At 64.6% G+C, this 20,715-nt stretch carries 20 protein-coding genes and 1 riboswitch; of the genes, 5 read left to right on the forward strand and 15 right to left on the reverse strand.

Translation table 11 applies throughout. The annotated features are described in order from the left end of the window. Both JDO7802_RS16240 and JDO7802_RS16245 read left to right on the forward strand, forming a co-directional pair. On the forward strand, positions 1-891 hold an 891-nt coding region (locus tag JDO7802_RS16240; RefSeq protein ID WP_055086965.1), incomplete at its 5' end, for a YeeE/YedE family protein. 505 nt (positions 892-1,396) lie between these two features. Further along, the gene (locus JDO7802_RS16245; RefSeq protein ID WP_055086966.1) at positions 1,397-1,972 is read left to right on the forward strand and encodes a YceI family protein; all 576 of its coding nucleotides are present in this window, start codon (positions 1,397-1,399) and stop codon (positions 1,970-1,972) included. 11 nt (positions 1,973-1,983) lie between these two features. On the opposite strand, the gene JDO7802_RS16250 is transcribed toward JDO7802_RS16245, so the two are convergent. The 14 genes from JDO7802_RS16250 to JDO7802_RS16310 all read right to left on the reverse strand — a co-directional run bounded on the left by JDO7802_RS16250 (position 1,984) and on the right by JDO7802_RS16310 (position 15,899). After that, complete coding sequence (locus JDO7802_RS16250) at positions 1,984-2,814, reverse strand: carbohydrate ABC transporter permease (protein WP_055086967.1); 831 nt, start codon at positions 2,812-2,814, stop codon at positions 1,984-1,986. Beyond that, entirely contained in the window at positions 2,811-3,695 is an 885-nt protein-coding gene (locus JDO7802_RS16255) for a carbohydrate ABC transporter permease (protein WP_055086968.1), read from the reverse strand. The genes JDO7802_RS16250 and JDO7802_RS16255 overlap by 4 nt, the downstream gene beginning before the upstream one ends. After that, on the reverse strand, positions 3,692-4,978 hold the full coding sequence (locus tag JDO7802_RS16260) for a type 2 periplasmic-binding domain-containing protein (RefSeq protein WP_055086969.1): 1,287 nt from the start codon (positions 4,976-4,978) through the stop codon (positions 3,692-3,694). Before JDO7802_RS16260 ends, JDO7802_RS16255 begins: the two co-directional genes overlap by 4 nt. After that, positions 4,975-6,543: an LTA synthase family protein gene (locus JDO7802_RS16265; RefSeq protein WP_055086970.1), complete on the reverse strand. Its 1,569-nt coding sequence runs from the start codon at positions 6,541-6,543 to the stop codon at positions 4,975-4,977. Before JDO7802_RS16265 ends, JDO7802_RS16260 begins: the two co-directional genes overlap by 4 nt. Next, on the reverse strand, positions 6,540-7,418 hold the full coding sequence (locus JDO7802_RS16270; RefSeq protein WP_187298162.1) for a lysylphosphatidylglycerol synthase transmembrane domain-containing protein: 879 nt from the start codon (positions 7,416-7,418) through the stop codon (positions 6,540-6,542). Before JDO7802_RS16270 ends, JDO7802_RS16265 begins: the two co-directional genes overlap by 4 nt. Positions 7,419-7,423: 5 nt before the next feature. Then, positions 7,424-8,146, reverse strand: a complete 723-nt coding sequence (locus JDO7802_RS16275; protein ID WP_083481204.1) for a CDP-alcohol phosphatidyltransferase family protein — start codon at positions 8,144-8,146, stop codon at positions 7,424-7,426. Continuing rightward, entirely contained in the window at positions 8,143-8,889 is a 747-nt protein-coding gene (locus tag JDO7802_RS16280) for an endonuclease/exonuclease/phosphatase family protein (RefSeq protein WP_055086972.1), read from the reverse strand. The genes JDO7802_RS16275 and JDO7802_RS16280 overlap by 4 nt, the downstream gene beginning before the upstream one ends. A 497-nt stretch (positions 8,890-9,386) precedes the next feature. Next, entirely contained in the window at positions 9,387-11,144 is a 1,758-nt protein-coding gene (locus JDO7802_RS16285) for an ABC transporter ATP-binding protein (protein WP_055086973.1), read from the reverse strand. A gap of 481 nt (positions 11,145-11,625) precedes the next feature. Further along, positions 11,626-12,390, reverse strand: coding sequence for a 3-oxoacyl-ACP reductase (locus JDO7802_RS16290; protein WP_055086974.1), 765 nt, complete (start codon positions 12,388-12,390; stop codon positions 11,626-11,628). After that, positions 12,387-13,193 carry a bifunctional hydroxymethylpyrimidine kinase/phosphomethylpyrimidine kinase gene (gene thiD, locus JDO7802_RS16295; protein WP_055086975.1) on the reverse strand — a complete coding sequence of 269 codons (807 nt, stop codon included), beginning with the start codon at positions 13,191-13,193 and terminating at the stop codon, positions 12,387-12,389. Before thiD ends, JDO7802_RS16290 begins: the two co-directional genes overlap by 4 nt. Further along, positions 13,190-13,804 carry a thiamine phosphate synthase gene (thiE, locus tag JDO7802_RS16300; RefSeq protein WP_055086976.1) on the reverse strand — a complete coding sequence of 205 codons (615 nt, stop codon included), beginning with the start codon at positions 13,802-13,804 and terminating at the stop codon, positions 13,190-13,192. The genes thiD and thiE overlap by 4 nt, the downstream gene beginning before the upstream one ends. After that, complete coding sequence (gene thiM / locus JDO7802_RS16305) at positions 13,801-14,589, reverse strand: hydroxyethylthiazole kinase (protein ID WP_055086977.1); 789 nt, start codon at positions 14,587-14,589, stop codon at positions 13,801-13,803. Before thiM ends, thiE begins: the two co-directional genes overlap by 4 nt. 51 nt (positions 14,590-14,640) lie before the next feature. Next, positions 14,641-14,737: riboswitch (TPP riboswitch) on the reverse strand. A gap of 120 nt (positions 14,738-14,857) precedes the next feature. Further along, positions 14,858-15,148 (reverse strand): hypothetical protein, encoded by a 291-nt coding sequence (locus JDO7802_RS18060; protein ID WP_144430645.1) that lies wholly within the window; start codon positions 15,146-15,148, stop codon positions 14,858-14,860. A 304-nt stretch (positions 15,149-15,452) separates the two neighbouring features. Further along, complete coding sequence (locus JDO7802_RS16310) at positions 15,453-15,899, reverse strand: helix-turn-helix domain-containing protein (protein ID WP_055086978.1); 447 nt, start codon at positions 15,897-15,899, stop codon at positions 15,453-15,455. Positions 15,900-16,051: 152 nt separating this feature from the next. Between JDO7802_RS16310 and JDO7802_RS16315 the strand changes: the two genes are divergently transcribed. The 3 genes from JDO7802_RS16315 (at position 16,052) to JDO7802_RS16325 (ending at position 19,622) form a co-directional block, all read left to right on the forward strand. Next, positions 16,052-16,726: a YqiJ family protein gene (locus JDO7802_RS16315; protein ID WP_055086979.1), complete on the forward strand. Its 675-nt coding sequence runs from the start codon at positions 16,052-16,054 to the stop codon at positions 16,724-16,726. Between the two features lie 48 nt (positions 16,727-16,774). Further along, entirely contained in the window at positions 16,775-18,448 is a 1,674-nt protein-coding gene (locus JDO7802_RS16320) for a flotillin family protein (protein WP_055086980.1), read from the forward strand. Positions 18,449-18,803: 355 nt separating this feature from the next. Next, entirely contained in the window at positions 18,804-19,622 is an 819-nt protein-coding gene (locus JDO7802_RS16325; RefSeq protein ID WP_055086981.1) for an alpha/beta fold hydrolase, read from the forward strand. Between the two features lie 158 nt (positions 19,623-19,780). Here the strand turns inward: JDO7802_RS16325 and JDO7802_RS16330 are convergent, their stop codons facing one another. Next, a complete protein-coding gene (locus JDO7802_RS16330; protein ID WP_055086982.1) occupies positions 19,781-20,692 on the reverse strand; it encodes a class I SAM-dependent methyltransferase in 912 nt (303 codons plus the stop codon). Between the last annotated feature and the right edge of the window lie 23 nt (positions 20,693-20,715).

A 20,715-nucleotide genomic window follows, 5' to 3' on the forward strand; every position in this document is an offset into this window, starting at 1 on the left:
GTGGCCCTCGGCGGGTCGATCTTGCTGACGTACGGCGCAGCGGCGCTTGACCTCGCCGATCCTGCGGCCTCGGTCTATCTGGCGACGGCATGGTCGCCGCTGTCGGTGATCGTGGGGGGGCTGTTGTTCGGATACGGCATGGCGATGGCGGGAAACTGCGGCTTCGGTGCCTTGGCCCGACTGGGGGGCGGCGACCTTCGCGCCTTCGTGATTGTCCTTGTCATGGGACTCTCCGCCTTTGCCGTCATGTCGGGTCCGTTCGCGGCCCTTCGCCTATCGCTTTTCCCGCTGGGAAACGTCGGTGAAAGCCAGGGCATCGCCCAAACGCTCTCCGCAATGACCGGCGCGTCGCCTGTGGCGATCGGGGGTTTGGCCGGTGTCGGCATCCTTCTGGTCTCTCTCGCCAATCTGGAATTCCTGCGGCAGCGCCGGTTGATCGCGGCGGGCGCGGCCGTGGCTGTTGCGATTGCGACCGGCTGGGTCGGCACCACCTATATCTCGACGACCGGGTTCGCCCCGGCCTCGGTCATCTCGCATACCTTCGCGGCACCGCTGGGCGGGACGATGCTGTGGCTGATGACCGCCAGCGGCACATCCATCGGGTTCGGCATCGGATCGGTGGGCGGCGTCCTGATCGGGGCCTTCGCCGGCAGCCTTCTGCGCGGCCACTTTCGCTGGGAAGCCTGCGAGGACCCCCGCGAATTGCGTCGCCAGATCGGGGGCGCGGTGCTGATGGGGGTCGGTGCCGTCCTTGCCTTGGGCTGCAGCGTCGGACAGGGATTGTCGGCCTTTTCGGTGCTGGCCTATTCCGCGCCGCTTGCGGCCGCGGCGATCATCCTTGGGGCAACCGTCGGTTTGCGGCAGTTGGTGACAGGGTTTCAAGTAGGCTGACGCCGGACCGAATGGGGCGCCGTCCCATTCTGAACGCGACGTCATCGAAGCACATCTAGACGCCCCCCGGACCTGGATCGTGCGCTTCGCCTTCGCAGTTTCGGCGACGTGCGATCCGGCAGCTTCCGATATGCGGGGGTAGGCCGTCGCTGCAAAGGGCCGACCGTCCTCGTCACGGATCCCCGACCCTCTCTTGACTGTCGTTGGTATGAAGGTCGCGACCTCTTGATGGCGGTGGCGCAAATTCGGCGGGACCGCCCGTTGCTTCGATAGAGGATCCAGCACCGGTGTTTTCCAGGACCGGGAACCGTTCGACACCGAAAATAGCATTCGCGCGCAAGCATTTGCATCGAGCCAGACTGAAAATCAGGAAGACCCCATCAATTATAAGGGCTGGCATAAATTGCCGGCGTCATGACCAGTCGGAGGTCGGCGACGGGACTTGACGCCGCGTCCGCTCCCGCCGGACACTGAGCTTCGTGACCCCCAACCCGGAGACCTCCCCATGAAAACGCTCGCCTTCGCACTTGCCCTGGTTCCCGCGTCGGTCGTCGCGGACCCGGCCCGGTATGAACTGGACCCTGCTCATACCACCGTCGCCTTCTTGGTCGACCACGTCGGCTATGCCGCGACGCTGGGCCTTTTCGCCCAGGTGGAGGGTGGATTTACCTACGACACAGACACACAGGCCCTGTCCGATGTGATCGTCACTGTTACCGCCGACAGCATCGAAACGCTCAATGACGCGCGCGACGAACATGTCCGTTCCGGCGATTTCCTCGACGTGGGGTCCCATCCGCAGATCGTGTTCACCGCCACAAACGGTGCACCCACGGACGCCACGACCGGTACAGTCGATGGGGCGTTGACGCTGTTGGGAAACACCCGCCCCCTGTCGCTGGACGTGACGCTCAACAAGGCGGACGCCTATCCTTTCGGACACAAGCGTTTCACCCTGGGCCTGACGGTCCGCGGCACCCTGAACCGCTCCGATTGGGGCATGGACTACGGCGTTGCGAATGGTCTGGTGGGCGACGAGGTGACGCTGATCATCGAAACCGAGGCGATGCGGATGGAGTGACGAGCCCCCCGTCAGCCTTTCACGGCACCCGCGATCAGGGCCGAAACGATCATCCGCTGCAGCGCCACGAAAACAGCCACGGCTGGCACCACCGCGATCAGGCAGGCGGCGGCCAGAAGTTGCGTAGTGGAGGCGGAGGTGGAGCCGGCGAAGTTGAAGATGGCAACGGAAATCGGCCAGTCGCCATCGCGTTCCAGCAGAATGAACGGCACCAGAAACTGCGACCAGTTCATCACCATCGCAAGGATGAACGCCGATGCGATACCGGGCCTGGCGAGCGGCAACGTGATGCGGGTCAGCACCTGAAGCCGAGACGCACCATCGACGAAGGCCACCTCCTCGATCTCGGCCGGGATGGCATCGAACGCCACCTTGAGCAGCCAGACCGCCAACGGCATCCCAAGCGCGCCATAGACCGCCACCACCGATGCATCGAGGTTGAGCAGCTCCAGCGCGCCCATCCAGCGATAGAGTGGGACGAGGATCACCAGCGGTGAAATCATCTGCACGGCCAGAATGCCGATCAACACCCCCTGCTTGCCGCGAAAATCCAACCGCGAACACGCATAGGCCGCCGGGATCGCCAGCACGACCGCAAGGCCACCGCCGAGCGCGGAGAGCTTCAGCCCGTTCCACAGGTAGGTCAGGAATGCAGGATCGGAGAGGATATAGGCGAAGTTGCCCAACGTCGGCTCGTGCGGGATCAGGCGCGCCGCCCCGCGAAACACCTCTGCCGGGGTGCGCAGCGACAGGCTGAGCAGCCAGACAAATGGGGTGGCAAAGAACACCGCCAGCAGGGCCAGCACGGCATAGGTCGCCAAATCGCCGACCCGCGCGCTCATGTCCGCCCCAGCCAGCCGTGGACCAATGCTGCAAGCGCTGCGCTGATCGTGAAAAGCAGCACCGCCAGAACGCTGCCCCCCGCCAGATCAAAATTGTAGAACACGGTGTTGAACGTGAAAAGCGCCAGCACTTCTGTCGCGCGCCCCGGTCCGCCCCCGGTCAGCGCCAGGATACTGTCGAAGGTGTTGAGCGTCTGGACCGTCACAAGCACCGTGTTCACCGCGATGGCCGTTCTAAGCAGAGGTAGCGTGATCGAGCGGAAGCTGCGCCACGCGCGCGCGCCGTCCAGCTGCGCCACTTCGTAAAGGGTGGGGTCGATGCCCCGGCGCGCGGCGTAGAAGACGATCATGGAAAAGGCCGTCCCCTGCCACAGGTTCGCGATCACCGCCGAGACCAGTGCCATCTGCGGGTCCGACAGCCAGGCCACCGGACCGAGCCCGACCCCGCCCAAAATGGAGTTCAGCGTGCCATAAGGTGCCTCGTCGAAGAGCATCTGCCAAATCAGACCGTTGGCGATGCCCGGCACGACCCAGGCCGCCAGGACCAACGTGCGAAACGCCGCCATGCCACGCAGCCCCCGCGCCTCCCCGCGCACGATCAGCAGGGCGATGGCCAGCCCAGCAACCTGCAGCGCGATCACGTTCACGGCCGTAAACACAAACGTCGTGCCCAGAACCTGCGGCAAGGCCGGATCGCCCAGCACCGCGCGAAACGCGTCCAGCGAATACCCGGACGCGCCCCGCACCAGCGTTGCATCGCTGAACGCCAACCGGACCACGTCGATGACCGGCACCAGATAGAACAGCGCCGTGAACGCGATGGCCGGCAGCAGCCACGGGAACGGCCGCCCGTCGGCGGGCGCGGGGCCGCGTGTCGTCACTGCCGGGCGTAGGCCGCGCGCGCTGCATCCCCGGCGGCATCAAGGGCGGCTTCGGGTGTCGCCGCGCCCGACAGAACGTCGCCCAGCAGGATCTGGATCTGGTTGGAAATCTCCGGATAGATCGCGGCACCGGGGCGCGCGACGCCGTTTTGCAGGGCTTGGGCGAACAGCTCGAACTCCGGTCCGTCGTAGGCGTCGTACTGATCGTAGAGCGCGGTGGAAGTCGGCAGCAGACCTTGGAGTGCATTGCCCGGACCGGCATAGATCTCCTTGGCGATCTGACCACACAGCGCCGCCTTTGCGGGGTCGTCCGTCATCGCCGCGATGGCCCAGCCGCCGGTGCCCGTAGCCCGCTGATCGACGGTCGGCCCCGGCAGTTCGGAGACGGCCCAGTTGGCGAAATCCTCGGGGGCGAGTGTCGTGCGCAGCTGCCCATACTGCCAGTTGCCACCCACGAACATCGACGCCGTGCCTGCGGCCGCCGCCGCGTTGAATGCGTCGTAATCGGTGATCGACGTCACCCGCTCAGGCGATGCGCCGCTGTCGACCAGATCCTGCACATAGGCGACGGCGGCGAGGAATTTCTCGCGGTTGTCGCCTTGATCGAACACCGGCGCGCCCTCCGCGTTCACCAGTGTGCCGCCTTGCGCCCAGAAGTTCGCCAGCCAGTCAAAGGCCGTCCCCTCCCACCTGCCGCCGTTGAAGAGCAGCCCCTCGCGCCCGGCCTCCACCGCCGTCAGGCCTGCGGCGCGCGCCTCCTCCCAAGTCTGGGGGGCATCGGGCACGACGGAGGTGTCGCGGTAGAGGACGCGCAGGTCGGTGAACCACCACCAGGCCAGCACGTCGCCCGCCTCGTTCACCACGGCGTCGCGCACATAGGGGAACAAGTCCGCCACCTCCGCGTCGGAGAAGACCGCGTTCATCGGGCGCAGCACGTCCGCGTCGCGGAACGTGGCCAACTGGCTGCTGTCGACCATCGCGCAATCGGGGCCGCGCCCGGCCTGCGCCTGTTGCAGCATCCGGGCCTGTTCCTGCCCGATGTTGCCGGTTTGCAGCTGCGTCTCAATCCGCCAGGCGGGGCGCGCCCGGATGAAATCGGAGAACAGCGCCTCGAACCCTTCCCGCGTGGCCGGGTCGCTGGAATAAAGGTCATAGGACGTCAGCCGGAACGTCAGGACGTTGGGCGCATCCGGCAGGCCCACGCGGGTGCGGGTGACCAGATCCTGCGCGGGGGACAATGTCGGGGCAAGCGCCATTGCGGCGGCGAGGGGAAGCAATTTCATGGGACGCTCCTGTCAGTCAGCGGTGTCTCGTAGATCGTCGTCAGCATGACGCGCAGGTCCTGCATCGGCAATGTCGCGCGGGCGGGGTCGGGCACCATGCCACGGGTGAAAAGCGCCTCTGGCAGACGGTTCAGCAGCCTGGGGTCGTCTGAAATGATGTGGATCGGCACGTCGGGCGAAGCGCCCTGCCCCGTCAACAGCGGCGCGGGTTGATGATCGCCCAGTACGATGAACAGCGCGCCGTCGCCGTCGCGCGCCACGTATTGCCCCATCACCTCCAGCGCGTAGTCCAGCGAAAGGGCGTATTGCGCCCGGATCGTATCGGGGTCCGACCAGACGACGCGGGGGGTGTCGCCCGCCCGGCGGGTGCCGTCGAAGACCGATCCGTCGCCGATATCGTCCCACGGCAGGATCTCCGGGAGGGGCGTCCACGGCGCGTGGGACGTGATGAGCGCGACTTCGACCATGTCGTCGCCCGGCCCCCGCAGCACCCGGTCCAGCACGGTCCAGGTGTACTGGTCCGGCATCGTCACCCATTCGAACGGCTGGCCGCGATAGCCCAATCTCGCGGCGTCCAGCGTGATGTCGTACCCGTACCAGGCGGCTTCGGGCCAATCGAGGGTGATCGCCGGCATGGCCGCCCCCACCGTCCACCCGGCCGCGCCGAACAGCCGGTTCAGGGAGGTGCGCTGCGAGGTCATCAGCCGATCGTAGCGGACCTGGTTGTCCACCCACAGACCCGACATCAGTGTTCCGTGGCTGAGCCAGCTTTGCCCGCCACGCGTCGGTGCCGCCAACCAGCCGCTGCGGGTCGACCATCCCGCTGCCGCCAGCCGATCCTCCACCGCCGCCAGACGCGGCAGGGCGGTGAGGGCGAATTCCGGATCCTCCAGAAACGATCGACCGTAGGATTCGACGAAAGCCAGGATCACATCGCGTCCCTGCAAGGCAGCGAAGGTCGGGGCCTGCTCCGACGCCGCACGCAGGTCTTCGGTGAACGCGGCCAGATCGTTGACGCCCGTTGCCATCCGCGTGACCTGCGCCGCCACCACCGGCGTCACCGCCAACGGGGCCCAGCCCGGCACCACGCTTGCCGCGCCCGCCAGCGCCAGCGCGCCCCCCGCCAGGCCCGCCCGCGCGACCGTGGGCACGCCGCGCAATCGCGTCAGGCACAACCACAGCACCCAGGCCACCCCTGTCACGGCCAGCACGACCGCCCCCACCGCCGCCGCCGCCTGCCCGCGCCCGATGCTCGACGCCAGAAGCGACCAGCCGGAGGTCAGCAGATGCAGGTCGAGCAGCGGATTGAACGGGCGGCTGAACGCCTGATACGTGCCCAGATCGGCGGCGCGCAGCACCATCAGAACGGTCGCCACCGCCACCAAGGTGCCGCGCAGCCAGCGGCCCGGCAGCAACGTCAGCGCCAGCAGGATCATCGGAAGTTCCCACGTGGGGCGCGCCAGCCGCGCAAGGCTCAGCCCCGCAGGATGCGACGGCATGACCAGGATAGCGTGCAGCAGCAGGATACCCGCCGCGGCCATGATCCAGACCCCGGCGCGCGTCATCCCGTACGTTCCGACACGGGCCAGACCCAGAAGATCAGCACCGGCAGAACCGACAGCATCATCGCCGCGCCGAACACGATGCCCGCCGCGATACCCGCCTGCGCGGTCGCCCCCGCGATAGGAAACAGCAACGCAGCCGCCCCCTCGCGCCAGCCCCAGCCGGCCACCGACAGTGGGATCAACATTGCCGTCAGGATCAGCGGCACCAGCAACAGCGTGGCTTGCGGACCCAAGGCCGTGCCAGTCGCCCGCGCGCAGGCAGCGAACGCCGCGACGTTAAGCAGTGCGGCCCCCAGCGACAGCGCGACCTGCGCCCCCGCGATGCGGCGCGTTGGCAGGCAGCGGCGCAGCAGATCCGCGATCCGGCCCCGACGCGCCGCGGCGAAGATGCCGGCGGCCAGCCCAATCCCTAACAGCACGGCGAAGATCAGACCGCGAAGCAGGCCCGGCGGCCAGTCAAACGCGCCGGGGGCGGCCAAGCCCCAGACCGCACCGGCCAGACCCACCACCAGCAGACCCACCTGACCCGCCACCCGCTCGATCACCACGGCCTGCGCCGCCGGCTTCCACCCTGTCCCGTCGCGCGACCGGACCGCACGGCTCGCATCGCCCAGCACACCGCCCGGCAGTGTTAGGTTCACGACCTGCCCGGTCAGATATTCCCGGATTGCCCAGCCCGCGCCGAACCGCAGGCCCAGGCACCGCGCCACCAATCGCCAGCGCAGCGCCATCAGAATCGTCTGACCCCAGAGACAGGCGAGCGCGACGCCGACCCACAGCGGATCGGCCCGCGTCAGCCGTGTGCCGATGTCGCCTGACCCGAAGGCCCAGAGCAACAGCCCGATCACGATGGCGGGAACTGCAAGGCGCAGCATATGCGTCATCGCCGCCGCGCCAACCAGCAGACGTCGACCGCGAACGACCAGACCAAGGCCAGCGTCGCCACCAGCGCCAAACCGCGCCCGAGACCGTCCGACACGACAGGTGCCAGCAGAGCCGTCAACACCCCGATCTGGACGACGCAGACGGCCTTGCGCCGCAAGCTGTCCGGCAATGTCGCGCCGAGCCAAGGCCAGATCAGCGTCGCTGCGACGAAGGCATAGCGCAGGCCCCCCAGGATCAGGATTTCGGGCCCGGCGCGACCCTGGACCAGCAGGATGCCCGCCAACACCGCGGCCAGCAGGGCGTCCACCTCCATATCGAAGCGCGCGCCGAAGGCCGAGGTCAGGCCCGCGCGCCGCGCCAGCCAGCCATCGACGCCGTCCAACGTCAGGGCCAAAGCGGCAAGCGCCAACAGCGACCATGCCGTCTGCGCGGGCACAGGCCCCGGCGGCCAGAGCGCTGCGGCCAGACCCGCCGTCAGCGCCAGGCGGATCAGGGTGACGATGTTGCATCCACCCGGTCGAACATGCGGATACCCCGCCGCCATTCCCGCCACCGCGATCGCCGCACCCACGACGAATACGGCCAGAGAGATCGCCGCGCCGGGTGCGGACATGGCCAGCGCCAGTCCGATCACGCCGGGCACGAGCATCGCCGCGACCGCAGCCAGCCAAGCCGCCGGACCGGCGTGTCGGGTGTTGATGTATCTGACCCAGTTCATGCGGCCCGTCCCCGCAATTCGACCCGGGCCGCCAAGGGCCGGTGGTCGGATGCCGCGTGGATCGCATCGGAATTCAGCGCCCGAGCATCGAACACGTCGGTCCCGTTGTCGGTAAGGATCCGATCAAGCGGCAGTAGGGGGCATCCGGCCGGAAACGTGCGCCGCACCGGCCCGGTCAGGTCCATCCCCATCATGGGCCGTGACAGAGCAATCCCACCCCAAGGCCGCCATTCGTTCAGATCGCCCAACAGGATCGTCTGCATCGGCGCGCGTCGCGCCAATACTTGCCCCACCGTGCGCAGTTGCACCGCGCGCAGCGCCTGTGCCAGCGACAGGTGGCATGACACGATGCGAAGGGGGTGCCCCGCGACCTCGACTTCGGCCAGAACGGCGGCGCGGGGACACCGGCCCGGCAACTCCAAGATGCGTCGGTCGCGCAGGGTCATCGCCGGATCCAGCAGAAGGATATTGCCCAGAAAACCGCCGCTTTGCGGGCCCCACCGCATATTGTCGCCATCGTGAACCGATTGCAGGCCGGTCATCCGACCCAATTCTTCCATGTTCAGAATAGCCTGGTGCGGGGCATCGTCCGAGTCCGCCTCTTGCAAGGCCAGGATGTCCGGCGCGGTCGGCACGATGGTGGATGCGATGGCGGCCATGGTTCGCGCGGCATTCAAATGCCCGTCCCGTCCGACGGATCGGTGCAGGTTCCACGTCACGCAGGCAAGGGACGAACGTTCCACCGAGTCATCCCTTCCCGTCTGCGACTTGGCGCGGCTGCACCGTTGTTTTCTTGGCTTTCGATTTAGAGCAGCGCCAAGGGGCGGCAATATCCACCCCGCACCGCGCGGCAGCCGCCGTGATCGCGCCGTCCCTGCGCAGCCGACGGGCAGAAGACATGCGGCGTCGTATCGTCATGCGCGATTGAAGGCGATGAAGCAGCGTTCGTTCCCGTCGACCGAGATACCTTGATACCTGCCACAGACGCGGGCCGGATCGTCCGCCGAAGAAACGCTTATGTAAGCGATTACAACATGAAGGAGGCCGAAGTTCAGAGCTGGATCAGCCATGGGCCTTCCCCGTTAGTGCAAAGCGACATCACGATCCACGCCACCAAACCATCCTTATATCGCGCGATCGGGGCATCTGGTTCTGGCGCGGCCTCAAGACTTGCAGGACGTGATACCTTCGCGTGATTTTCACCGATTGCCTGAACAGCGCGCCCGATGCCCGACGTGCGTTATGCCACCAGCATCTGCTTCTCCCTCAGCGCGCGATAGAGCCCGCCGTGCATCGTCATCAGCTCGGCCGGCGTGCCGTCCTCGACGATCCGACCCCGGTCGAAGACCAGGATCCGGTCCATGCGCTCCACGGTTGCCAAGCGGTGCGCGATCACCAGGGTCGTGCGCCCCTCCATCAGCCGCTCGGCCGCCTGCGCGACGCGCGCCTCCGCCTCGCTATCCAGGGACGAGGTCGCCTCGTCCATCACCAGGACGGGGGCATCGGACAGGAACGCCCTTGCGATGGCGACCCGTTGGCGTTCACCACCCGAAAGCTTCACCCCACGCTCGCCCACCGCCGTGCCGTAGCCTTTTGCCAGCCGGTCGATGAACTCCGCGGCCCCGGCCTTGTCGGCCGCGGCGCGGATTTCCGACATCGTCGCGCCGGGTTTGGCATAGGCCATATTTTCGGCCAGCGACCGGTGGAAGAGGATCGGCTCCTGCGGAACCAGCGCGATATGGGCACGTAATTCTGCCAAAGGGACCGACGCGATGTCGACGCCGTCCAGCGTGATCGCCCCTTCGGTCACTTCGTGCAGGCGTTGGATCAGCTTGACGAACGTAGTTTTCCCAGATCCCGAGCGCCCGACCAGCCCCACCTTTTGCCCGGCCGGAATGGCGACATGCAGATCGGTGAAAAGCGGCGTTTCTGCGCCTTCGTAGCCATAGGTTACGTGATCGAAGGAAAGCGCGGCGGCGCGGGGCGGCAGGCTGCGCGCCGGGGGGCGGGCCACGTCCATCTCGGCCGCATCCTCCATCAGTTCGACCATCTCCTCGGCGTCGTTCACGGCTTTCTGCAGATTGCGCACATGGTTGCCGATCTGACGAAGGTAGCCATCCAGCATGCCCAAGGCGGACACGGTGAACGCGATCTCTCCTGCGCCGGCGGCCCCCCGCGCAAAGGCCAGGAGTGCACCCCCAAGGACCAGCGCGCGCAGCAGCCAGAGGCTTGTATCCTGAACGAGGCCGGACCACGTTCCGCGCCGCCAGACGCGCCGGCTGCGGTGCGCCCATTTGCCGAGCACACGTGTCAGCCGTCTATCCTCGCGCGCTTCGGCGGCATGGGCCTTTACGACGGCGTTCGACGTGATGGCATCGGCCAGCGCGCCGGAAACACGGCTGTCCTGCGCATTGGCCAGGCGCGCTGCCGGAGCGACCCACCGGAGCGTCAGGAGAAGCGAGAGTGTCACGAAAACGATGGCCCCGAACAGAGCGACCAGTCCCACCTCGAGACGGAACGCAGTGAGCGTCGCGATCGTCCCGATCAGCACAAGCACGGAGGGCCCGAGTGCAAGCATAAGAAGGTCGCCCATGTCGTCGAGGGCCCAGGCCCCCCGCGTGATTTTGCGCACGGTGGAGCCTGCGAACGCGTTCGCATGCCAGCTTGCCGGCAGGCGCTGGACACGGGCGAAAGCCTCGGCCTCGACCTCCTGCATCGTCGGGATCGTGAGGTCGATGATGGCGAAATAACTGGCGATCTTGGTGACGATGGATAGCACACCAAGGATGAGCAGACCCCAGAAGGCCAGCCAGGGGGACGTGCCGTCGGCCACAGCGGCGACAAGCTGACCAGTCAGGACAGGGATCGAAACGTCTGCGCCGGTCGAAAGAAGTTGAAGCGCGACAATCGCCGCCAAACGGCCGGGCCGCCGGGCCCACCGCGTCGCCGCGAAAGAAAGGACGCGAGCGAACGCGCCGCGGGTCGGAGTATGAGGCATGAAACGTATCCCGGACGAATATCCGCGTCCTGCTAAGGGATGAGACGAAGCCAGGATCGAAGGACGCGATCGTGGCGTGCAATCTGACGGAGACGGCGGTGATCGCCCGTTTCCATCAGGGGGCGGCGACCCCGAAGCGGGGACCGCGGAAGAGTTCGAGAGTGATCGTCTTCATACTCGCCCTCCTTGCCCGGCGCGTGTCGTCTTGCGGAGACAATACTGGCCGCGGTCGCGGCAGGTCAACTCCAGTCCTTGGGATCGGCCGAAGCACGCAAGCACATTGGGTCGACAGTTGAACGCGCTTCCCGCTGCCGCAATGCAGTTTTGCCAAAATTCGAGAGGCCGGTGGGCTACCATGCCTTCGATTGCGATTTGCATCACCGGCGTCGATGCCGACGGCTTAGGGTTTTGGGCGTCGGCTTACTGCTCGACGCAGTACGTCTCTGGCACTCGGCCTTCGCCATGATCTGCGTATTCCGGTTCAGCCGAAAACGAGACCGCCATCGACGATGAGGTTTTGCCCCGTCACGGCACGGGCCCAGGGGCTGGCGAAGAAAAGGACGGCATCGGCAAGGTCTTCGGGCGTCGTGACCTGCCGCAACGGTGTATTTTGCGCGATCATGTCGAACACCGCATCCGGGGTGGCCGCACTCGCATCCGTCACACGCAGAAGTCCGCCCGACACCATATTGACGGTGATGCCCTTCGGCCCCAGTTCGGCGGCCGCCGTTCGGGTCAGGGCCAGAAGCGCAGATTTGGCCGCGGTGTAGTCGTGATAGGGAACGACCGGATTCTGCACAAGGTTGGAGCCGATCGTCACCACCCGACCGAACCCGTCGGCGGCCATCGTGTCCGTCGTGACGCGCAGCACGTTGAGCGCGCCGATGGCCGCCGTTTCGACCTGATGGGCGATGGCCGCGCCGTCCAGGGTCGCCAAGGTATCGCGCTCGTCGCCGTTGAAGGAATAGTCGGCCAGCGCGTTGTGCACGACTGTGGTGATCGGACCGAGCGTTTCGGTGATGGCACCGGCCATGGCGCGGACGGCGTCGGCGTCGCGTATGTCGGCTTCGAACGCGACGGCATTCGGGCCGATCTCGGCGGCCAGCGTCTCGGCCATGTCGCGGCTGCGGCGATAGTTGATCGCGACGCGCGCGCCTTCGCGTCCAAAGGCGCGCGCGATTGCGGCCCCGAGCCCCCGACAGCCGCCGGTGACGAGGACGGTTTGATGATCCAGAGGTAGAGTCATTCGAGGTTCTCCGTATGACGGGCGTGGAAATGATGGATGGGGCCGTGGCCGTGGCCGACCGACAGGTCGCCGGACGCGCGGATGGCGGCGGTGACGAATGCCTTGGCACCGCGCGCAGCGTCCTGCGGCGAGTGACCTGCGCCGATCAGGGTGGCGAGCGCGGAGGAAAGCGAGCATCCCGTGCCATGGGTGTTGCCTGTGTCGATGCGCGGCGCGGCCAGTTCCGTCACCCCATCCCGTGCGATCAACAAGTCGATCGCCGGCCCGGCAAGGTGCCCGCCCTTCAGCAGGACAGCCGTGGCCCCCATAGCCAGCAGGCGTGCCCCCTGATCACGCATCTGCCGGGGATCGACGACTTCGTCTTCGTCCAGCAGATCCGCCGCCTCGGGCAGATTGGGCGTCAGGATCGTGGCTTTCGGCACCAAAATGTCCCGCAAGGCGGCGACGGCGTCACGCGCCAGCAATCGGTCGCCCCCTTTGGCGACCATCACGGGGTCCAGCACAATCGGGGCCGCGATGCCGTCCAACGCCCTGGCGACGACATTGATGGTGGCAACATCGCCCAGCATCCCGATCTTGACCGCGTCGATGCGAATGTCGTCCCGGATGGCGGCGATTTGGTCTGCGATTATGTCAGGCGGCACGATCTGAACGGCACGCACACCGCGGGTGTTCTGCGCCGTCAACGCGGTGATCGCGGCCATCGCATAGCCAACGTTGGCGGAAATTGCCTTGATATCCGCCTGTATGCCCGCACCACCGGAAGGATCGGAGCCCGCGATCGAAAGGATGTTGGGGATCATGCCCTACTCCATTGGTCGACGATCGCGCGCGCCGCCGCTTCGGGATCGGACGCACGGGACACGGCCGAGACGACGGCCATCCCGGCGCATCCCGCCGTGCGAAGGGCGGGAGCGTCGACGGCGGTCAACCCGCCGATGGCGATGCACGGCAGATCCGTATCCCGCACGATGCGGGCAAGCTGATCGAACCCCAACGGTGTCGCATGATCCGCTTTCGAACGGGTCGCACGCACCGGCCCGACGCCCAGGTAATCGACGCAGCCCGGTGGAATTGCGGCAATCTGCGCGTGGTGTTCCACCGACAGGCCAAGCACCGCGTCGGGGCCGATCCGCGCCCGGATGGCGCGTGGATCGCCGTCGGTTTGACCGACATGCAGGCCGTGCGCCCCGACGGTTGGCGCAACCTCCACCCGGTCGTTGACGATCAGACGTGCGCCGAGGGGCACGATCCGTTCGGTCAATTCGCGCGCGAGAGCGGTGAAGGCGACGTCGTCCAGCGTCTTGTGGCGCAGCTGCACCCACCCGGCACCGCCCCGCACCGCCGCTTCGGCCTGATCGACGATGGAAAGCGCCGCCGTCGCATCGGTGATGAAACACAGGCGCGGTATCATGTCAGCGCGACCCGCGTCATCGCGTCCAACTCGGCCCCGGTCATCGCATAAAGCGCGTCGAGGAAAGCCGGCTGAAAACTGCCCGGACCGGACGCCGTCCGCCCGGCAATCTCCCCCGCGACACCGTAGTAAGCAAGGGCCGCAATGGTGCCCTCGAAGGCAGGGGTGGCCGCTGCGAAAGCACCGACCACGCCGGTCAGCGAACATCCCAGAGCAGTGATGCGCGGCATTATCGGATCGCCGTTCGATATATGCGCAGTCCGCGCCCCGTCCGTCACGAAATCCACCGGACCGGTAACCGCGACGACGGCCCCGGAGGCCCGCGCCAGGTCACGAGCCGCCCTTTGCGCCATCGCGACTTCATCGGCCGCATCTGCCCCGCGCCCGCGCGCGACCGCACCCGATAGGGCCAGGATCTCCGACGCGTTGCCGCGTATGACCGTGGGCGACAGGTCCAAAAGGCGCGCGCCGACATCCCGGCGCATCGCGGTCGCGCCGACCGCCACGGGATCGAGAACCCAGGGAATGTCACGTTCCACCGCCGCCCTGGCCGCCAGTGCCATACACTCCGCCCACTCGGCGTCGAGCGTTCCGATATTGATGGTAAGCGCGGCGGCGAGACCCGCGAACTCCGCCACCTCTCCGCGCGCATGAACCATCGCGGGCGACGCGCCAGCGGCCAGCATGACGTTGGCCATCACGTTCATGGCGACGTAATTCGTGATGTTCTGGACAAGCGGGGTCGCCGTGCGCATCGCGTCCAGATGCCGGGAGGGGTCGTTCATTCGCGTCTGTCCATATTCGGGCGGAGGACGCGATGCGGCACGGGAAAAACCGGCAGCCGACGCGCAACTTCCTCCGCCGGTATGAGCCGGGTCAGGTTCAGAGGGTACGTCTCAACCCGGCGGATGCCGGATGCCCCTGTTGCTTTAGCCGATCCTGTAGACGCTGCGATGAGGTGTCAATGGACCTTGTCGCGCGACTACGGCCGCGCTGCCCAGCACCCAGGAATGGCCCGAATGAAAGATGTGAAGGCTGGCTTGGGTTACGTCGTCATGGGTTTCGACTGGGCGGCAAGTAGGAGCCAAAGCAAATCCCAGAGGGATTGAGAACGAGGTGAATCGCCGGTCGGGAAAACGGGATGAATATCGAGGCGGCGATCTTCTTTGGTGTCCTCACATGGCAGGATGGGCTCGCGAGAGGATCGAAACGTTCAAGCCTCGCGCGGGTTGCCCGATCAAGATTGCCGCCGGCGAATATAACCTCGCCCTCGCCCTTCGACAGCACCTCCTCCACGGCGTCCGGACCGCGGGAACCGCCTGCCAGGCGCTTATCCACACCCATGACATCCGGCGCATGCCATTTTTGCAAACGTTATGGCTTCGGCCACAGTGGTCGCGGACGAGATGGCCCGCTTCCTCCGGTGCCATCTCCGGGTCCAGCGCAGTCAGGACGTTGTCTTCGACGACCAACACTTCGTGCATTCAAATGTCGCTTCGGATCTTCCACCGCACACTGCGGATACGCGTACAAGCAACCGGATCGTCCGATTTCAGCTGTCGAACAGCTCAGAGTTTTTCCACCGCTCGTCGGCTGAGATCGAGAAGCCGGCGTCGCTTGATCGATGCAAAGACCGGTCCGCGAAATTTCAACGGTTGTCCCAGAAGTCGGGCGGCATGTCATGAAGCTGCTGGGCGGCGGTATCATCGATCCAATCCTGCTGGTCGTCCATCGACCATGACGCGAATTCCGGTTGATCGGCCGCCATGGATCGCGCGCGGAGGAGTGCTTGCTGATACTTCAACTGCTCGATCGGCGCGTTGGGCACGATGGCATAAATGAACCTTGCACCCATCGCTGCAGCAATTTTGTCCATCTGGTTCAGCGACACGCCCCCGTCTTGCTCGCTCCGCTCCGCCTGATAGACCGCGTTGCGACTAACACCCTTGCGGATGGCGACCTGCTCCGCCGACATTCCAAGGGCGGTCCGCATGGCTGAAATCCAGCCTTTCTCGGGCGTTGGCGTATCCGCTACCTGTTCGGCAGTGCGGTCGAGCATGCGAGCTAGACGTCGGCGCTCGATGAAGTTCGGCATGAAGCATCCTTGGTCGTATTTCCGCCAACCTTGATGGCTACCTAGTTTCGACGGTACAGAATTACAACTATTTTTGCCTTCGCCAAAAATTTTGCACATATATAACTAAAAAATTACTCCATCCGTACTATATGAAATTGGAAGGAGATACGATGCTCGACCTGTTTTTGATCCCCGAAGCTGTACCGTTCTCGATTGCGCTGACGGTTGTTCTGGGCCTGTTCTTCCTGGAAGTCGTTGGACTGGTGCTGGGTGGCACTCTTCTGGGGCTCGGGGGGGAAAGTCCGGATATAGATGTCGATGCAGATTTCGACCTGACGGCTGACGTCGATCCGGGGGGCGTGACATCGGCAGACGTGCCCAATGACATGTCCGCTGCGCCGTCTGACATCTTGACGTGGATCGGCGCGCGCGACGTACCGGTCCTTATCTGGCTGGTGTCGTTTTTAACGATGTTCGGCCTGTTTGGCCTGTTAATCCAACTGCTGGCCATGACGACCATCGGCGCGCCGCTGTATACAGTGCTTGCGGTGATCATCGCCGCGATCCCCGCTCTGGCCGTTACACGAGTGATCGCGAATTGGGTCGCGCTTATCATGCCAAAGACAGAGACGAGCGCCATGCGCACGCGTTTCCTTGGCGGCCATCGGGGAACGATCACCCAAGGGACCGCCCGAAGGGGCCAACCGGCCGAGGTCAAGATCAAGGATCGACACCGCAACATCCACTACCTGCGGGTAGAGCCGTTGGAAGACGATGGCGTCTTCCCACAAGGCAGCGACGTCACGCTTATCCGAAAGCGTGGAGATAAGTTTTTCGTCATTTAACGGGCCGCGCGCGCGCAGCCTTCCACATCACGTCACAAGGATAATTCCATGGAGCTCATAAACATTCTGACCATCGCCGGCATCATCGTCGGCCTGCTGGTCTTCGTCGGCCTGATCATGGCTCGGCTCTATAAACGTGCGACACGCGAGACGAGCCTGGTCAAAACCGGGTCTGGCGGCAAACGGGTCATCATGGATGGCGGCACGATCGTGGTCCCGTTCTTGCACGAGATTGCCAAGGTCAACATGAAGACGCTTCGCCTCGAAGTCGCGCGGGTGAACGAACAATCGCTCATCACGAAAGACCGGATGCGCGTCGACGTCGGCGTGGAATTCTACGTCTCGGTCAATGCCACCGAAGACGGTATCTCGCGGGCCGCTCAGACTCTGGGCGACCGAACGTTCGACGTCGACCAGCTGCGCGAGATGATCGAGGGCAAGCTCATCGATGGTCTGCGTGCCGTTGCCGCCCAGATGACGATGGACGAACTGCATGAAAATCGGGCGAGCTTCGTCCAGGAGGTGCAGAACGCCATCTCCGAAGACCTGCTGAAAAACGGACTGGAACTGGAGGCCGTGTCGCTGACCGCTCTGGATCAGACCCCGTTCGAGTCGCTCGACGAGAACAACGCCTTTAACGCGGTCGGCATGCAGAAATTGGCCGCCGTAATCGCGACGTCGCGCAAACAGCGCGCTGAAATCACGGCAGAGGCCGATGTCTCGGTCGCCCGGTCCGAAATGGAAGCCGAAAAGCTGAAGTATCAGATCGACCGTGAGCAAAAAGAGGCTTCGATCCGACAGATTCAGGAGATCCAGACCCTTCAGGCGATGCAGGAAGCCGAGATCGCACGCAATCAGGAAGCCTCTGACCAGGCGAAAGATCAGGCGCGGATCGAACGTGAACGCGCCGTGCGAGCCTCGGAAATCGAGCGGGAGCGGACGATCCGAGAAGCCGAAATCGCCAAGGAACGCGAACTGGAAGTCGCCGATCAGGAGCGGCAGATCATCGTGGCCCGCAAATCGGAAGAAGAGAGCCAGGCCCGCGCGTCGGCCGACAACGCCCGAGCCGATGCCAAAAAGGCGTCGGAAGCGATCGAGACCGCCAGAGCCGTGGCAGAGGCGGAGCGCCTCAAGCGGATCTCTCTCATCGAAGCGGAGAAGGAAGCCGAGCGTCAGGCAACAGGGATTCGACTGGCGGCCGCTGCCGAAAAAGACGCAGCAAGCGATCGTGCGGCAGCCAAATTGGAAGAAGCGCAAGCAGATGCAAACGCGATGATCGTGAGGGCCGATGCCAAGAAGGCCGATTTGCTGGCGACGGCGGAAGGACAGACGGCGATCGCGAACTCCGAGAACGAATTGAGCGCAGAGATCATCGCGATGAAAATAAGGCTGGCCAGTCTGGAAGCCATGCCGTCGATCATCGCAGAAATGGTCCGGCCGGCCGAAAAAATCGACTCGATCAAGATCCATCAAGTTACCGGGATGGGTCGCGGAAGTGGTTCGGACGGGTCAGGTGTCGGCACAGGAACACCCGTCAATCAGGCGCTCGATTCCGTCCTTGGAATGGCGCTGCAGATGCCGGCGATGCAGGCTCTGGGCAAAGAGCTCGGGATCAGCTTGGAAAACGGCGTTGCGGGAGTTGCCGATGGGATTTTGAGCAAGCCAACTGCCACCGGTAATGGTCCGAGCGAACCAAGAAGAACGGAGAGTATGTCGGATTAGGCAAAGCGTCGGCAGACGCTGCAACGCTTGAATGATCCGATAAACGAATGAGTGCTGGGGCCCTTCCTTACACGAGGGCTCCGAAGCACGAAGTTCTGTTTGAGAGAAAGGGAGCAAGGCCAAAAGGTCCGACTCGAACCACTCGATTAAAAGATCTAACACGATCGCCTGCCAAGGTAATCCATGCTGAAGCGCATCTTTGCCGAAGCGGTCCTTCAGTCTTGGTAGCTTTGAGAGGCAGACGTAAAAGCTGGGTTGGGTGACAAAACGGACGTCCGTGCGATAGGCACGAGTGACGGCTGTCGGGAATGCTTCACAGTTAGAATATCTGATGTCAGCTATATCGAAGGTTAGAATGGACCGATGGAACCTCGAAGAAACCTATGAGACCGTAGCAGGTTCGGTTGCAGCCGGTTTCGCAGGTCAAGGCCCTGATCTGGTGCTGGCCCATGGTTGGCCTTGGTCTTCGTTTTCTTGGCATCGCGTCATCCCAAAGCTAGCGAAATCCTTCACCGTCCATTGGTACGATATGCCGGGCTACGGCAGGTCGGAAAAATCCAGCCACCAACGCACCTCTCTCGATGTCCAAGGTGAAGTATTCACCGAGATGATGGCGCATTGGGGCTTGTCGAAGCCGCGCGTTGTTGCCCACGATTTCGGCGGAGCGACAACGCTGAGGGCGCATCTGCTGCATGAATGCGAATTCGAGAAGTATGTGCTGATAAACGTGGTGGCGATGCGTCCCTGGGGATCAGAGTTCTTCGACCACATGGGCCAGCATGTCGAAGCGTTTCAGGGGTTGCCGCAACATATTCACAAGGCGCTCGTCACCGCATACATCCAAGGCGCTCTGGCCAACGACATACCCGAAGGCGATCTCGGCCCTTTGGTTGCGCCATGGCTTACAAAGGACGGTAGGCCAAGCTTTTATCGACAGTTCGCCCAAGCAGATGAGAAATACACCGCCGAGATTGAATCTCACTTTGGAGAGGTCCGTTGTCCTGTGAAGATTATCTGGGGAGAAGACGATCCATGGATACCGCTCGAAAGAGGCAGAGCTCTGCACAGGCTTATGCCCGAAGCAGAATTCACAATGATATCTGGCGCGGGCCACATGCCCCAGCTTGAGAAAGCCGCTGCGGTTTTACAAGAAGTGCTAGACTTCCTGCGATAATCCATAAGCGCAAAGGCCGCTATTCGGCTGCAACATGGCGTTGTGACCGAATGCTGTCGGGGATCGCAAAGCCGATCCGACATTTGGGAAACGGCTGAAGGGCACCAGGCGGTCATCATCTGGCGAGAGACCGTTTGCGGTGTCTATGTCCGGTCGCATCACGCTAGGGGGCGGATATCTGGCAGGTCGACACAAAGTCTGTTGACGGGCATGGCGAAGGTCGTCTCGCCGCCGATGTCCCAGTCGGAGAGCAAAGCGGCAAGATCGCCCAGCATCGCGTCCCGGGCATCATCGGTCAGGATGAATGCCGCGTAGAAAAAGCCCGCAGCTTCGCGCGCCACGAATTCTGCAGATCCCCGCAGTCGGACAACGTTGGTCTCAATGTTTATTTTCCCAAATGGGAAGGCTGTGCGGGCCAGGTCTACAAGGTCGTCCGCGCTGCGCACGCGGGGGTCGCCAAGTTCGATGCGGCCATAGGCGGGAAGCGCGGCCTGGACGTGGCCGTAGATCAGGTCGTGAACGGCCCGGTAGCCCGGTGCGGCATCCAGCGGGCCGTCGACAAGCGCGGCAAAGCGCCCGCCGGGTGCCAAGACGCGCGCGATCTCGTCCAGCACGGCTGCCACCGGGTCCATCAGGGTCAGCGCCCAATGGCAAAGCACTGCGTCGACCGACCCGTCCCCAAGATGATCAAGATGCTGTGCCCGCCCCTCGATGAGATCGGCCCGACCCTCGGGGAGCCGGGCGCGGGCCAGTGCCAGTTCGTCAGGCGACATGTCCACACCCAAAAGTCGCGCCCCTGAGGGCAGCCGCGCGTTCAGGATCGCCAGCAGCGCGCCGGACCCGCACGCCAGATCGAGCACGCTGCGATGGCGCTGGGGCGTAACCGCCTGGGCGAGCCATTCGTAGGTCGTCCGTCCCTCCGCGTCACGGCACTGCCCGGCGCAGGATTCCGTGAAGCCGGGATTTGCCCGGTGGACCGCGCGCAAATGGTCGCGCAGCGCGGCCGCATCGGGCGTTCCACCGCGCCCGACTGTGTCGGTCCACGAGGTCCGCAAAGAAGTATCGGTCATGTCGGGTCCTTCGGCGCGCGGCC

Origin of the sequence: Jannaschia donghaensis, from assembly GCF_001403795.1 — a bacterium.
GTDB classification, from domain to species: Bacteria; Pseudomonadota; Alphaproteobacteria; order Rhodobacterales; family Rhodobacteraceae; genus Jannaschia; species Jannaschia donghaensis.